This is a genomic window from Alphaproteobacteria bacterium (assembly GCA_020638555.1).
Taxonomy (GTDB): Bacteria; Pseudomonadota; Alphaproteobacteria; order Bin95; family Bin95; genus JACKII01.
Window position 1 is genome coordinate 339586 of sequence record JACKII010000003.1, and the last position, 13700, is coordinate 353285.

The 13700-nt window shown below is 68.8% G+C and carries 13 protein-coding genes and 1 pseudogene; 3 read left to right on the forward strand and 11 right to left on the reverse strand.

The genetic code is table 11. The annotated features are described in order from the left end of the window. Positions 1-61 precede the first annotated feature (61 nt). From H6844_13110 to H6844_13145, 8 genes and pseudogenes are all read right to left on the reverse strand, one after another. Positions 62-829 (reverse strand): SDR family oxidoreductase, encoded by a 768-nt coding sequence (locus H6844_13110; GenBank protein ID MCB9930337.1) that lies wholly within the window; start codon positions 827-829, stop codon positions 62-64. A 40-nt stretch (positions 830-869) separates the two neighbouring features. Then, positions 870-1006: pseudogene (locus H6844_13115) on the reverse strand (SDR family oxidoreductase). A 37-nt stretch (positions 1007-1043) separates the two neighbouring features. Then, a complete protein-coding gene (locus tag H6844_13120; GenBank protein MCB9930338.1) occupies positions 1044-1319 on the reverse strand; it encodes an SDR family NAD(P)-dependent oxidoreductase in 276 nt (91 codons plus the stop codon). Positions 1320-1373: 54 nt separating this feature from the next. After that, positions 1374-1562: a hypothetical protein gene (locus tag H6844_13125; GenBank protein ID MCB9930339.1), complete on the reverse strand. Its 189-nt coding sequence runs from the start codon at positions 1560-1562 to the stop codon at positions 1374-1376. A gap of 68 nt (positions 1563-1630) precedes the next feature. Next, positions 1631-2734 carry a nitronate monooxygenase gene (locus H6844_13130; protein ID MCB9930340.1) on the reverse strand — a complete coding sequence of 368 codons (1104 nt, stop codon included), beginning with the start codon at positions 2732-2734 and terminating at the stop codon, positions 1631-1633. Between the two features lie 92 nt (positions 2735-2826). Continuing rightward, on the reverse strand, positions 2827-3900 hold the full coding sequence (locus tag H6844_13135) for a 3-deoxy-7-phosphoheptulonate synthase (GenBank protein ID MCB9930341.1): 1074 nt from the start codon (positions 3898-3900) through the stop codon (positions 2827-2829). Positions 3901-4159: 259 nt separating this feature from the next. Beyond that, positions 4160-5185: an Ldh family oxidoreductase gene (locus H6844_13140; GenBank protein ID MCB9930342.1), complete on the reverse strand. Its 1026-nt coding sequence runs from the start codon at positions 5183-5185 to the stop codon at positions 4160-4162. Between the two features lie 3 nt (positions 5186-5188). Next, complete coding sequence (locus tag H6844_13145; protein MCB9930343.1) at positions 5189-6079, reverse strand: alpha/beta hydrolase; 891 nt, start codon at positions 6077-6079, stop codon at positions 5189-5191. Between the two features lie 166 nt (positions 6080-6245). Between H6844_13145 and H6844_13150 the strand changes: the two genes are divergently transcribed. Together H6844_13150 and H6844_13155 are read left to right on the forward strand one after the other, a co-directional pair. After that, the gene (locus tag H6844_13150; GenBank protein MCB9930344.1) at positions 6246-7331 is read left to right on the forward strand and encodes an LLM class flavin-dependent oxidoreductase; all 1086 of its coding nucleotides are present in this window, start codon (positions 6246-6248) and stop codon (positions 7329-7331) included. A 107-nt stretch (positions 7332-7438) separates the two neighbouring features. After that, positions 7439-9172: a hypothetical protein gene (locus H6844_13155; GenBank protein ID MCB9930345.1), complete on the forward strand. Its 1734-nt coding sequence runs from the start codon at positions 7439-7441 to the stop codon at positions 9170-9172. A gap of 133 nt (positions 9173-9305) precedes the next feature. Here the strand turns inward: H6844_13155 and H6844_13160 are convergent, their stop codons facing one another. Then, on the reverse strand, positions 9306-10160 hold the full coding sequence (locus tag H6844_13160) for an FTR1 family protein (protein MCB9930346.1): 855 nt from the start codon (positions 10158-10160) through the stop codon (positions 9306-9308). A 12-nt stretch (positions 10161-10172) separates the two neighbouring features. After that, entirely contained in the window at positions 10173-10508 is a 336-nt protein-coding gene (locus H6844_13165) for a cupredoxin domain-containing protein (protein MCB9930347.1), read from the reverse strand. A 271-nt stretch (positions 10509-10779) separates the two neighbouring features. On the opposite strand from H6844_13165, the gene H6844_13170 reads away from it, so the two are divergent. Continuing rightward, a complete protein-coding gene (locus tag H6844_13170) occupies positions 10780-12159 on the forward strand; it encodes a 4-hydroxyphenylacetate 3-hydroxylase (GenBank protein ID MCB9930348.1) in 1380 nt (459 codons plus the stop codon). Positions 12160-12163: 4 nt separating this feature from the next. Here H6844_13170 and H6844_13175 read toward each other — a convergent pair whose 3' ends face one another. Then, entirely contained in the window at positions 12164-13543 is a 1380-nt protein-coding gene (locus H6844_13175) for a class II fumarate hydratase (protein ID MCB9930349.1), read from the reverse strand. Positions 13544-13700 lie beyond the last annotated feature (157 nt).

The window sequence follows — 13700 nt, forward strand, 5'->3', positions numbered from 1 at the left end:
CCGTAGGGGTTGCGGCCAAGCTTACCCCGACGACGCCGCCCGTGCGAGCCCTGCCGACGGGTCAGCGCGCGGTGTAACCGCCGTCCACCGGCATGGCGACGCCGGTGACGAAACTGGCGTCGTCGCTGGCCAGGAAGGCTGCCACCGCCGCCACCTCCTCCGGCTGGCCGAGCCGGCCCATGGGTTGCAGGCTCTCCATGAAGGCCTGGCCGCCGGGTCGCTCCCGGTTCGCGCGGGTCATCGGCGTTTCGATATAGCCGGGACAGACCGCGTTCACCCGCACCCTGGCGGGGCCGAACGAGACGGCGAACTGCTTGGTCAGGCCGACGACGCCGTGCTTGGTCGCCACATAGCTGCCGGTCCAGGCCAGCCCCTGCGGGTCGACGCCGGCCCCGGCCGCGGCCGGCACCAGGGCCACCAGCCCCGCCGCCGACGCGGTGTTGACCACGGCGCCGCCGCCCTGCTCGGCCATCAGCGGGCAGGCATGCAGCAGGCCGTAATAGACGCCGGAGAGATTGACCGGCAGCGTCACCTCCCAACTGCTGCGGGCAACACCGGCATTGTTCATCAGCACGTCGAGCCGGCCGTGGCGGCTCAGCGCGCCAGCCAGCGCGTCGCGCACCGCCGCTTCCTCGGTGACATCCAGATAGATGCCGTCGGCCTTCACGCCCAGGGCCTCGACCCGGGCGGCGGTGGCGCGGGCGGCCTGTTCGTCCACATCGGCGCAGACGACCGCCGCCCCCTCGCCGGCCAGGCGCAGCGCCATTTGCTGGCCGATGCCGGAGCCGGCGCCGGTGACGAATGCGACTTTGCCTCTGAACTGGGGCATGGGTTGGCTTCCTCCTGCGGATATGACGGCCGTCGCCGGCCTATGCGGGCCGAAATAGCCCGCCATCCACCGGCAAGGCGACGCCGGTGACGAAACTGGCATCCTCGCTGGCGAGGAAGGCCGCCGCCGCGGCAATCTCCTCCCGCTGGCGGTGCGGCCCATCGGTGAGTCGCGCATATAATCCCGGCCCCTTCGCTCGCCTGCATCGCGCCGGTCATCGGCGTTTCGACAAAACGGACAGACCGCATTCACCCGCACTGGCGGGGCCGAAGCTCACCGCGAACTGCTTGGTCAGGCCGACCACGCCATGCTTGGTCGCGACATAAGCCGACAGGCGCTCCACCGAGCGCGGGTCAGTGTGCTCCGCCAGCACCGGTACCAGGGCGGCCAGACCGGCGACGGAGGCGGTGTTGACCACGGCACCGCCGCCCTGCGCCGCCATGATCGGGCAGACGTGCAGCAGGCCGTAATAGACCGCCGACAGGTTCACCGCCTGGGTCGGCTGCCAGCGCTTGAGGCGACACCGGCATTGTTCATCAGCACGTCAGCCGTCCCCGGTCGCGCACGGTCGCCTCCAGCGCCGCCGGAACGCCGCCTCGTCGGTGACGTCAGAGCTGCGGGGCACCGCCGTCGCGCCCAGCGCCTCGGCCATGGCGGCGGTCTCCCCACGCGCGTCGGCATTCAGGTCGGCGCAGATGACCGCAGCCGCTGCGCAGGCCACCGCTGCCGCCATGGCCCGGCCGATGCCGGAGCCGGCACCGGTCACAAACGACCAGGGCGTGGTTTTCGTCGCTCATGGCGCTAGAGTCCCTTCATCCGATCCAGCGTCGCGCGCGTGCTTTCCACTAGGTCCGCGAAGATCTCCGCTGCGGGGCGGCGTTGGGTAATCATGCCGGCGCCCTGACCGCCCGCATTCATGGTGATCTCGAAGCGCCCGGCGGCCATGGCGGCCTCCTTGAAGTCCTCCATCAGCACGCGCTGGTGCGGGGTCGGCAGCGCCGGCAGGCCGCTTTCGGCCCAGGCCTTGGAGACATCGTTCTGAACGGCGCGCACGGTCTTGCCGGTCCAGTAGGGCGAGATGCGCATGTCGCCCGTGGACGCCGCGACGATCTGGTCCTTCAGCGCATCGGGCAGGCCGCCCTCGTCCGCCACCAGAAAGGCCGTGCCGACCCACACGCCCTGCGCGCCCAGCGCCAGCGCCGCCGCCACGCCGCGGCCGTCGGAAATGCCGCCCGCGCCCAGAACCGGGATGTCGCCCGCGGCATCCACCACCTGCGGCAACAGGGCGAAGCTTGCGACCTGGCCGGTGTGGCCGCCGCCCTCGGTGCCCTGGGCGACGATGGCGTCGACGCCCGCCTTCACCTGCCGCACCGCGTTGCGCGGCGAGCCGCAGACGCCCATGACCTTCATGCCGATCTCACGCGCCCGCGGCACGACGATGGCCGGGTCGCCCAGGCCGGCCGCGAACACCGGCACGCGCTCGTTCAGCGTCACCTCGATCTGCTGGGCGATCAGTTCGGCGGAGATGACGTGATCGTGCTGGAACGGCCGTTCCGGCAAGCCGAAGCGGCGGTGGAGCTCTTCCAGAAACGCCCAATGTTCCGGATGGTTGTCGCGGATTTCCTGGCGCACGGCGGCGCGCGAGCCCGGCGCCTGTTTCAGCGAGGCCGGCAGCAACAGGTCGACGCCGAACGGCTTGTCGGTGAGGCGCCGCACGGCGCGGATGCGGTCCTCGACCTCCTTCGGCGCCAGGTTGGAGCAGCCGAGCACGCCCAATCCGCCGGCATTGGAGACGGCCGCCACCAGCGCCGGCGGCGTCGCCATGCCCCACGAGCCCATGCCGGCAAGGACGATGGGATATTCGATCTCCAACAGATCGCAGAGCGGGGTTCGGAGAGACATCATGGCGCGTTTCCTGTTATTGGCTCGTGCCATTGTGTCCATGAACCTCCGCTTTAGAAAGGGGCGATTGCCGCCGCCCCTTACGCCGCCGCCCCTTACCCCGCCAGTCGCTGCCCGCAGCGCCGGCGCGCGGAAACGGCATCGGCAAGATTGCGGAGCATGGCTCCGGTCGTCGGCCAGTCCACGCAGCCGTCCGTCACCGATTGGCCGTAGCGCAACGGCCTGGCATCGATGCTCTGGTTACCCGCGACCAGGTTGCTCTCGATCATGATCCCGATGATGCGGCGGTCGCCGCCCCCGATCTGTTCCGCCACCGCAGCGGCGACGCGCGGCTGGTTCTCCGGCTTTTTCAGACTGTTGCCATGGCTCGCATCGATCATGACCACGCCCGGCCGGCCGATCGCTTCTGCCGCCTGACAGGCCGCATCGACGGATGCGGCGTCGTAGTTCGGCTGTCGCCCGCCGCGCAGGATCAGATGGCAATCCCGGTTGCCTTGCGTCTCCGTCACCATGGCACGGCCATCGCCGGCAAGGGACACAACATGGTGGCGACTTGCGGCGGCCACGACGGCGTCCAGGGCAATCTGCACGTCGCCGGACGTGCCGTTCTTGAAGCCAATCGGGCAGGCCGCGGCAGAGGCGAGTTCCCGGTGAACCTGGCTTTCCGTGGTGCGCGCGCCGATGGCCGCCCAGCTTATCAGGTCGTCCAGATAGGCCGGGGCGATCGTGTCCAGGTATTCCGTGCCCGCCGGAACACCCATTTCGGCGATCTGCGCCAACAGCTTGCGCGCCTTGGCGAGGCCCAGATTGATGTCGCTCGTGCCATCCAGGTTCGGATCGTGCAACAGCCCCTTCCAGCCGACGGTCGTCCGGGGTTTCGCGAAATAGGCCCGCATCACGATTTCCAGGCGGTCGCCGAGCTCTTGGCGGGCGGCCTGTATCAACGCGGCATATTCGAGCGCGGCTTCCGGATCGTGGATCGAACACGGGCCGACCGCCACCAGCAGGCGGTCGTCAGTTCCGCGCAAAATCGCGCGGGCGGCCGAGCGCGCCGCCTGCACCGCCGCACGCGCGGCGGGCGCTGCGGGAATTGTCCGTTTGAGGCTGTCGGGCGGCTCCAATAGCGTCAGATGCGGGCGTTCGGCGTCGCTGGTAACGGGTACGGTCATCGTCAGGGTCCCTTGTGAGGCTCCCGGCGATCCGCCCAAAAAGCAAAACCGCCAGAAAGCTGGCGGTTTGGTTCGGTTTCGCATTGGATCGGTCTGTCTTCAGACCATACGACTCCCTCCGTCCGCCCTGTGGCCCGGATAGCTAAAGTACCAAAAATAGGCGAACGAGTTGGTCATGCCGGGGTTATAACCGCGGCGACCGCGATTGTCACGGGCCGTTTTCCGGGTGGCGTCCCCGGGTTGGGAGCCTGCCCGGCGCCTAGCCTGCGGCAATCGCCTTCACCTCCGCCACCAGCGCGGCTGGCAGCACCGTGCCCGCCTTCGGGATGCGGGCGCGGTTGGCCAGGCGCCGGTCGCCCGGCAGGCGGGCATCGCCATCGGAAAGGATGCGGGCGAACAGGCCCTCGACCCGCTCCAGGAAGGTGTCGGCGCCGAAGGCCGAAGGGTCCATGGCAATGACCAAATGGCCGTTGTGGGTCGGGCCGCCATGGCCGGTGTATTGTTCGTCGGCTTCAAAGGACAGCTCGCCGCCGGAAAGGCCCGCGGCCAGGATTTCCACCATCAGGGCGATGGCCGCGCCCTTGTAGCCGCCGAAGGCCAGTTGCACCCCTTCCAGCACCTTGTTCGGGTCCGTGGTCGGCTGGCCGTCGGGGCCGAGGCCGAAGCCCTCCGGCACGCTGTGGCCGTCGCGGGCCGCGATCATGATCTCGCCGCGGGCGGCCGCACTCGACGCCTGGTCCCACACCATGGGCGGCCGGCCGTCGGCGCGCGGACAGGCGAAGCTCATCGGATTGGTGCCGTAAAGCGGCCGTGTCCCGCCCGCCGGCGCCACGAAGGCGCGGGAGTTGACGAAGCTCATGGCCACCAGCCCCTGCTGCGCCAGCGGCTCCACGTCCGGCCAGAGCGCGGCGAAGTGGGCGGAGTTGCGGATCGCCATGGCGGCAATCCCCTGCTCCCGCGCCACCTGCGCCAGCATCGGCCGGCCGAGCGCCATCGGCAGCGGCGCCAGCCCCTTGTCGCCGTCGACGAACACCACCCCCGGCGCGCGCCGCTCGACCCTGGGCCTGGCGTCGCCCTTGGCCTCGCCGGCTTGCAGGATCGCGCAATAGCCCGGCACGCGGAACACGCCATGGCTGGCGCAACCGTCCCGCTCCGCCCGTGTGACCACGTCGGCCACGGCCTCGGCATTGGCCCGGTCGGCCCCGGCAGCCCGGAGGGCCGCCGCGGTCAGCGGCCGCACCTCGTCCAGCTTCAGGGTGACGGTCTCGCCAGCGGCGGCGCTCATGCCTCAGGCCGTCCGCTCACGCGCCCAGGCGCCGAGCTTGGCAATGGCGTCGCCCGCCTCCGAAAGCATGGGCTGGAACAGGTGCCAGACATGCGGCATGCGCTCCCAGACCTCCAGCGTCACGTCCACGCCCGCCGATTTGGCCTTGTCGGCAACGCGGGTCGCGTCCGACAGCAGGATTTCGGCCGAGCCCACCTGGATCAGCATCGGCGGCAGGCCCGACAGGTCGGCATAAAGCGGCGAGACCAGCGGGTCGCGCACGTCGGCACCGGCGCGATACAGGTCGGCGAACCAGTGCAGGCCCTCTTCGGCCACCATCGGGTCTTCCGCGGCCTTGGACTTGATGGTTTCGCCGGAGCCCTCCAGGTCGGTCCAGGGCGAGATCGGCACCGAGCAGGCCGGCAGGCGCAGGCCGCGGTCGCGCAACGCCACCTGGGTCGCAATCGTCAGGCCGCCGCCCGCCGAGTCGCCCATGATCGCCATGCGCGCCGGGTTGCCGCCCTGGTCGAGCATCCACTGCCAGGCGGCGACCGCGTCTTCCACCGCCGCCGGGAACGGATCTTCCGGCCCCATGCGGTAGTCGACCACCAGACAGCGCCCGTCGATGGCCTTGGAAATGTTGTAGGCGAGGTTGCGGTGCGAGTGCGGCGAACCGATCACATAGCCGCCGCCGTGCAGATAGAGCACCTGGCGGTTCGGGTTCGCGCCCGGCGCCGACACCCATTCGGCGGCACAGCCGGCCACCGTCACCGTCTCGACGACGGCTTCGGGCGGCGGGGGCATCTTGTCGCCCAGCTCGTTGATGCGGTCGCGCATGGCCTCGACGGTCTTGGGCTCCGGCTGCGGCCGCTCGCGCAGCAGGGCGACGAGCTTATCGAGTTGGTCCTGGCTCATGGTCTTGGCGTTCCCGTTTGGTGGATCGGAATGAGTTGGCGGGCAGTGTGCCCCGTCCGCCCGGACCGAGGCAATGGACTTAAGTCGCAGGCCGCGCGAAACTGACGCAAACGAAACCGCGGGGCCCGAGCCACGGGCCCGTTCGCCAGGTAAGGAGACCCGCCCGATGCGCTTTGGCATGTTCAGCCTCGCCCAGTTCCCCGACCACTCCGACCTGCAAAAATCGTTCGACGACGATATCGGCCTGTTCGAACTGGCCGAAGCGATCGGCTACGATTCCGGCTGGCTGGCGGAACACCTGTTCTCCACCTATGGCGCCGTGACCTCGACCCAGGTCTATGCCGCCGCCATCGCCCAGCGCACGCAGCGCCTGCGCATCGGCATGGCGGTGGTGGTGATGCCCTTCAACCACCCGCTGCGCACCGCCGCCGACTTCGCCCTGGTGGATATTCTGAGCCATGGCCGGCTGGAAATGGGCGTCGGCCGGGCCTACCAGCCGCACGAATTCACCGGCCTCGGCGTGCCCATGTCGCAGTCGCGGCAGATGTTCGAGGAGGCGATGGACATCCTGCTCAAGGCCTGGACCAACGAGACCATCACCTATGACGGCCAATTCTGGAAAATCCCGGATCCGGTCGAATTGCTGCCGAAACCGGTGCAGAAGCCGACGCCGCGGATCTGGCAGGCCTCGATCTCACCGGAAAGCTTCACCCAGGCAGCGCGGCACGGCTGGAACCTGCAATTCGCCACCCCCTTCACCTATCGCACCTATCGCGAGGCCTGGAAGGACAAGCTGGAGGAAAGCTGCAAGGTCTTCGAGGCCGAATGCGCCCGGCTCGGCCGCGACGGCAAGGCGGTGGAGCGCATGATGCTGGTGCCCTTCTTCGTCCACAAGGACCGGGCCAAGGCCAGGGAGATGTTCGGCCGCCACGTGCAATGGTTCTACGACAAGGTGTCGTCGAACCAGCTGGCCCGGAGCACGGCGCAGAGCATCGTCCCCGGCTACGAGACCACCATGGCAGAGGGCATCAAGACCCGCGAACTGGGCTATCTGAACTTCGACAAGCTGCACCAGTACGGCGCCTGCATCGCCACCGACCCGGCCGAGGCCATCGACCAGTTGCAGGAAATGAAAGAGCGCTTCGGCCTGACCGAGGTGGTCTGTTGGTATACGCCCGGCGGCGTTCCGGCGGACTTGGCAGCCGAAAGCATGCGGCTCACAATGGACAAGGTCGCCCCCCACTTCCGCTAGGCGCATCCCGGCCCGCTCCGGAGGTCCCGATGGCAAGGCAGTCCCTTCCCGCTCCCCCTGACCAACGCCAGCGCCCCGCGACGGGCCGAACGGGGGCGCGACCCTCGATGCAAGCACCCGTCCCTTCTGCGCCCATCACTTCTGCGCCCGGGGTCCAGGCCGTCCAGCGGGCCCGCGCCATCGCCGAGCGGTCCGCCCAGGCCACCGCCGCACGCACGCTCCAGGCCAAGGCCGAACGGGCGTTCCGGGCGGCCGCCACCGGCAATGTGGTGCAACGGGTGCCGAAGATCGGCTTCGAGATGGAGGATGGGGACTGGCGGTCCTGGATCTGGCAATTCGGCTGGTTCAGCGATCGCTACTACAAGACCAGGGACGAATCGAACGGCGTACGTCCCGCCCGCCGCAAGGAGGTGCTGCACCAGGGCACTGGCTTCGAACTGGAAGCCGATGCCATTGCCGAAGACGGCGAACTGCGGGGCGATATCGAGTTCGTCACCCACCCCTTCCCCCTCAACCGCGCAGGGTATGGCGCCCTGCGAACGGCGCTGGCCCAGATCGACCAGATTTACCGGCGCATCGGCCCGCTGCACGGCCGCGACCACGCGGTGGGGGAATTCGTCACCCATGACGAGCACCGGCTCTCGAACACCTATGCGTTGCTGTCGAAGGGCAAGGCCGACGCGCAATTGAACCTACAGGCCACCTCCGGTCTGAGCCTGAGCGATATCCCCAAAGTCTACTTCGCCATGGCGGAGGCGCCGGAACGCGCGACACCGGCCTACCGGGATGCCTTCATGAACATTCAGTTCGGCAATGTGCGCCATGACGACAGCCGGGCCCGACCGGAATTGCGGTCGGTGCGCGAGGCCCCCTGGCGGGCCTACCATTTCTGCGTGTCCTATCTTGACGAGCGACTGCCGCCGGACGATGCCCGGGTCATTGCCCAGACGGGCGCCATGCCGCTGTTCGGCCTGTTGACCGCATTGATGGGCTTTTTGCGGGCGATGCGGAGCGCAACCGTGCAAGGCGGGATGAAAACCGTGCTGCCGCTGATGCACCGCAACGATTTCGCCACGCTGTTCGCCCTGCTCCCCCGTCCGGTCCAGGCCGTGCTGCGCGCCAACCGGCAGGTTTTTATCGATGCGGTGATTTTCGGCGTGCTCGCCGACTTCGATCACGACTTCGGGCCGGAGGGCGTCGATTTCGACCGGGCCGATCCCACGGCGCATCGCGATCTCGAAGTGGTGGGCACGTTCCTGACCGACCGCGATCTGCGCCACCAGTTCTTCGAAGGCGAATCGCTGCCGACCTCGATCGGGATCGGCGAAGGCCGCATCATCGGGCTCGCCTACGCCCCGTTGCGCCAGTTTACCGTGCAGGAGTGGATCACCGACTGGATGGACGGTCGCGCGCCGGCCGACCTGTTGACCGAAGCGCAGTTCGGCCGCGCGGCCCAAGGCGGCGCTCATGCCGCGCCCATCGTCCCGCTGCTGGACCAGGTCCGCCAGGCGATGCCGGTGAATATCGCCGGGATCATCGACTGGAACGCCAGCACGGTGGAGGGCGCCAGCATGGTCCGACTGCGCTTCGCCTATGCCCGCCTGACACCTGAGCAACGGCGGCTGCTCGACGCGCACGCCCGCGGCCTCGGCGGCCTCGGCGGCGATATCGACCGCAACGGCGGCGAGGAACTGGCGCTGTTCGAAAACCGCGCCATGAGCCCCGTCGACCGCCTGCTGCAAAACCATCCGACCAAGGTGCCGATGGCCATTGCCGAGGAATCCGTCCTCACCTATTTCCGCGGCATGGTCCGGCTGCTCAATCCGGACCTCGACCGCTGAACCGAAGGACGGGTCAGCCGAACGCCGCATCGCTATGGAAGGTAAAGAGGTCGACGGCGGCATCGGTCACCAGACCGTCGGTGACGCCCGCGGCCACCGGGAAGCTGGCGGCGACATCGCCTGGGCGGGAGGCTCAGGGCTCGGACACGGCCGCAAGTGCCGCGGTGGTGCCGGGCGGACCGGACTTCCGCGCCGTCAGGCGCATCGCTCCCCCCAGGATCAGGATCGTGCCGGCGTAGAACAGAACCTGCATCCCGTCCGGACGGGCGATATAGCCGACGAGCGTGTGGAGGAGTTGCCCGACCATCCCGCGCTCGGAGAGGATTGCCGAGGTATCCCAGACGGACGGGACCAGGGCCGGCAGAAAACCGGCCTGGACCAGAAATCCCGCGCCCTGGGCAGCCATGCCGGCGGCCACCAGCAGGATCATCCAACTCGTGACCTTGAACAGGTGCCGCGTCGGGATCCGGACGAGGCCGAGATAGAGGGCGACCCCTGCCGCCGCACCGGCGACAACCCCCAGCGCACCGCCGGACAGGATCGGCCACATGCCCTCGGCACCCGCGCCGGCCGCAATGCCATAGAGGAACAGTACAACCTCCGAGCCTTCGCGCAGAACCGCCAGCGCGACCAGAAGCGTCAGGGCTTTCAGCGGTCGCCCGCCGGCGGCAACCGCCTCCCCGAGCGCCGCCACGTGCCGGGCTTCCGCCCCGGCGTGCCGGCTCATCCAGATATTGTGCCAGGCGAGCATGGCCACCGCCGCAAACAGCACCGTGGCGTTGAACACCTCCTGCCCCATTCCCGCAACCGCCGACGCGATGGTCCCGGCCGAGAATGCGACGGCGACCGCACCGGCCACGCCCGCCGCGACCCCGGCGAGAATCCGGGTCAGTCGCCCCGGCACGCCTTCGGTCGCGGCCAAGACGATGCCGACGACCAGGGCGGCCTCCAGCACCTCGCGAAAGACGATGACCAGTGCTGCGCCCATCGTGAATGCCCTCTATTTCGCGACGATCCGGCCCTTGGCCGTCGCCTCGTGGAACTCGCCGACAAAGGTATAGGTTCCGGCATCGAGCGGCCCGATCAAAATCGTCGCCTCGCCACCGCCGGGAATCACCTTCTCGCGGTTGAGGTCTTCGCTCTCGAACTCTTCCGGGGTCGCGTCGAGATTGCGCACGACCAGGCGAACCTCCTGCCCCGCCGGAACCGCGAGTTCGGCGGGTTCGAACTGGTGCTGCTTGATCGTCAGCACGGGGGCATCGTCGGCCCGTGCGGCAACGGCACCGGCCGCAATGCACGCGCATGCGACAGCGAGAATGGCGGAAATCCGACTCATATCGGCGTCTCCCATGAGAGATTGGGCTGTGCGGCCTGGGCCGCAGGTCACTCCGTATGACATGCAATTGACAATCATTTGCAACGCCACGCAACGGCAGGAATGTCGCGGCGGCCCGATCCGGCTGCGATCCTCCCGCCGGCACTCCGTCGCCACGGCATCCGGACGGCCCCCGCCCGCTTGCCCGTTTTCACCGTCGAGACCTGTTTCCTTACGCCGGCGGGGGGCTAAGATGACCGTCAACGAGAGATATCCCGAGAAGGAAACGCCAATGCTGACCGGCCAGGAATACCGCAAATCCCTGAACGACAACCGCCGCGTGTTTTACGACGGCGCGTTGATCGACGTGAGCAGCCATCCGAGCCTGACCCGTTCCATCGACCAGGCCGCGGCCACCTATGACCGGTTCTACGACCCGGCGCCCGGGGCGATCAGCGCCTATTTCCAGGCGCCGGCGTCCGCCCAGGAGCTGATGCGGCACGCGGCGCTGAAGGTCGATACCCTCACCAGCCTGACCTACACCTCGCTGATGACGCTCTTGACCTCGGCCGACCGCATCCAGGCGATCCGCCCGCAGGGGACCGAGGCGATCCGCGCCTATGTGAAGGATTTCCAGCGCCGCGACCTGCGCATTGCCGAGTGCATCACCGATGCCAAGGGCGACCGCGCCAAATCCCCCTCCAAGCAGGAGGACCCCGACGCCTATGTCCGCGTCGTCGAGCGCGGCTCGGACGGCGTGGTGATCCGGGGAGCGAAGCTGCACATTTCCGGCGCGGCGCTGGCGCACGAGTTGATGGTGATCCCGACCAAGTCGATGAAGCCGGGCGAGGAAGACTATGCCATCGCCTGCACCGTGCCGGTGGACGCGACCGGCGTGAAGATCGTCAACGTCACGTCGCGCCCACGCAACGAGGCCGATTTCCGCGACGCACCGATTTCCGCCGACGACCATGGCGATGTCGCCTTCGTCATCTTCGACGACGTGTTCGTGCCGAACGAGCGCATCTTCCTGAACGGCGAGGTCGAGGCCGCGGCGATCTTCGCCCACTCCCTGGGCCTCTGGGTGCGCATCAACGGGCTGAAGAACATGGCGGACGAGGCGGACATGATGGTCGGCTTCGGCCAGTTGATCGCCGAGGCGAATGGGCTCGACCGCGCCGACAACATCCGCTCGAAGATCGCCGACATGGTCATCCACGCCACGCTGGTGCGCGCGACGCTGGAAGCGGCTCTGGCCAATGCCAGCGTCAGCGCCGACGGCGTGGTCGCGCCGAACGAGCTTTACGCCAACGCGGGCAAATACCAGGGCGCGGCCGGCCGGGCGCAGATGATCCAGCATTTGCAGGATATCGCCGGCGGCTCGCTGGTGACCGCGCCCTCGACGCTCGACCTGGAGAATGCGGAGGTGGGGCATCTGGTGCGCAAATACATGACCACCAAACAGTCGATCGACGGGCAATACCGCACCCGGCTGTTCCTGGCGCTGCGCGACCTGACCTCCAGCGCCTATGCCGGGCATCAGGCGGTGACGATCCTGCAAAGCGGCGGCGGCCTGCACGCCCAGCGCATCGTCACGCGGTCGCGCTATGACATGAAGGCGGCGCGGCAGAGGGCGCTGTCCGCGGCAGGGCTCGACGATCCCACCGGCTGAGCCGTCACGAGCGCCAGAACGCCGCCGTCAGCCGGTCATACTCCTCGGCCGACAGCAGCCCCAGCGCCACCGCGGCGGCTTTCGGGCTGCTGTCGTCGTCCATGGCCTTTTGCACGATCTTCGCCACGGTCTCGTACCCCAGATGCGGGTTCAACGCGGTCGCGGCCATGATCGAGTGCTCGACATAATGGGCCAGCCGCTCGCGGTTCGCCGCGATGCCGCGGACAAGGTGTTCGGCAAACGCCGTCACCGCGTCGGCCATCAGCTTGGCGGACTGCAACACCGCGTCCAGGATCACCGGCTTGGCCACGTTCAGTTCGAACGTGCCGGCGGCGCCCGCATGGGTGACGGTGACATGGTTGCCCATGACGCGATAGCACACCTGCACCAGCGCCTCCGCCAGGGTCGGGTTGCGCTTGCCGGGCATGATCGAGGAGGTGAGCCCGTCATGCGGGATCACCAGTTCGGCCAGCCCCGCCCGCGGGCCGGCGCCCAGCAGGCGGATGTCGTTGGCAATCCGCACCAGCGAGGCGGCGACCGTGTTCAGATGGCCGCTGGCCTCGACCATGGCGTCATGGGCGCCCATGCCCTCGAATTTGTTCCGGTTGGGGTGGAAGGGCAGGCCCGTGAGCGTGGAGATTTCCTCCGCGAACGCGCGGTCGAAGCCCGGCGCGGCGTTCAGGCCGGTGCCGACCGCGGTGCCGCCCTGGGCGAGCGGCATCAGCCCAGCCAGGGCCGCCTCGACCCGGTCCCGCCCCAGTTCGACCTGACGCGCATAGCCACCGAACGCTTGGCCGAGCGTCATCGGCACCGCGTCCTGCAAATGGGTGCGCGCGACGCGGACAATGTCCGCAAACGCCTCGGCCTTCCGCGCGAGGTCGCCGTGCAGCAGCGCCAGCGCCGGCAGCAGCCGGTCGCGCAAGGCCAGCGCGGCCGCGATATGCATGACGGTCGGAAAGCTGTCGTTCGAGGACTGGCCCCTGTTGACATGGTCGTTCGGATGCACCGGGCTCTTGCTGCCAAGGGCCGAACCCAGCAACTCGTTGGCGCGGTTGGCGATCACCTCGTTGGCGTTCATGTTGAACGCGGTGCCGGAGCCCACCTGCCAGACCGGCAGCGGGAAATGGTCGTCGAAGCGGCCGCCGGCCACCTCCTCTGCCGCCTGTTCGATGGCGGCGGCGAGATCGTCCGGCAGTTCGCCCAGGCGGCGGTTGGCACGGGCGGCGGCCAGCTTTTGCAGGCCGAAGGCGCGCGCGACTTCCACCGGCGCGGCCTGGGTGCCGATGGTGAAGACGGTGCGGCCGCGCTCGGTCTGGGCGCCCCAGTATTTGTCGGCGGCGACCGCTACCTCGCCGAAAGCGTCGCGTTCGGTGCGGGTGGACATGGTTCGGGCCTCCTGTGGCAAACGACGTGTCCGGCAGCTTTCCCGGCCGGAGCCCGCAGTTGCGGGCGCAGGGCCGGGACCTCCGGCCGGGGTGGTCTCCGACGGTCCGGGCGCCTCCCGGCCTGAGGTCCCGGATCGCCGCTCCGCCGCGTCCGGG

What these genes read in the sequence shown, in the direction of transcription:
- H6844_13110 (MCB9930337.1), bottom strand. Translation starts at nt 829, where the DNA reads ATGCCCCAGTTCAGAGGCAAAGTCGCATTCGTCACCGGCGCCGGCTCC.
- H6844_13125 (MCB9930339.1), bottom strand. Translation starts at nt 1,562, where the DNA reads ATGGCGGCAGCGGTGGCCTGCGCAGCGGCTGCGGTCATCTGCGCCGAC.
- H6844_13130 (MCB9930340.1), bottom strand. Translation starts at nt 2,734, where the DNA reads ATGATGTCTCTCCGAACCCCGCTCTGCGATCTGTTGGAGATCGAATAT.
- H6844_13135 (MCB9930341.1), bottom strand. Translation starts at nt 3,900, where the DNA reads ATGACCGTACCCGTTACCAGCGACGCCGAACGCCCGCATCTGACGCTA.
- H6844_13140 (MCB9930342.1), bottom strand. Translation starts at nt 5,185, where the DNA reads ATGAGCGCCGCCGCTGGCGAGACCGTCACCCTGAAGCTGGACGAGGTG.
- H6844_13145 (MCB9930343.1), bottom strand. Translation starts at nt 6,079, where the DNA reads ATGAGCCAGGACCAACTCGATAAGCTCGTCGCCCTGCTGCGCGAGCGG.
- H6844_13150 (MCB9930344.1), top strand. Translation starts at nt 6,246, where the DNA reads ATGCGCTTTGGCATGTTCAGCCTCGCCCAGTTCCCCGACCACTCCGAC.
- H6844_13155 (MCB9930345.1), top strand. Translation starts at nt 7,439, where the DNA reads ATGCAAGCACCCGTCCCTTCTGCGCCCATCACTTCTGCGCCCGGGGTC.
- H6844_13160 (MCB9930346.1), bottom strand. Translation starts at nt 10,160, where the DNA reads ATGGGCGCAGCACTGGTCATCGTCTTTCGCGAGGTGCTGGAGGCCGCC.
- H6844_13165 (MCB9930347.1), bottom strand. Translation starts at nt 10,508, where the DNA reads ATGAGTCGGATTTCCGCCATTCTCGCTGTCGCATGCGCGTGCATTGCG.
- H6844_13170 (MCB9930348.1), top strand. Translation starts at nt 10,780, where the DNA reads ATGCTGACCGGCCAGGAATACCGCAAATCCCTGAACGACAACCGCCGC.
- H6844_13175 (MCB9930349.1), bottom strand. Translation starts at nt 13,543, where the DNA reads ATGTCCACCCGCACCGAACGCGACGCTTTCGGCGAGGTAGCGGTCGCC.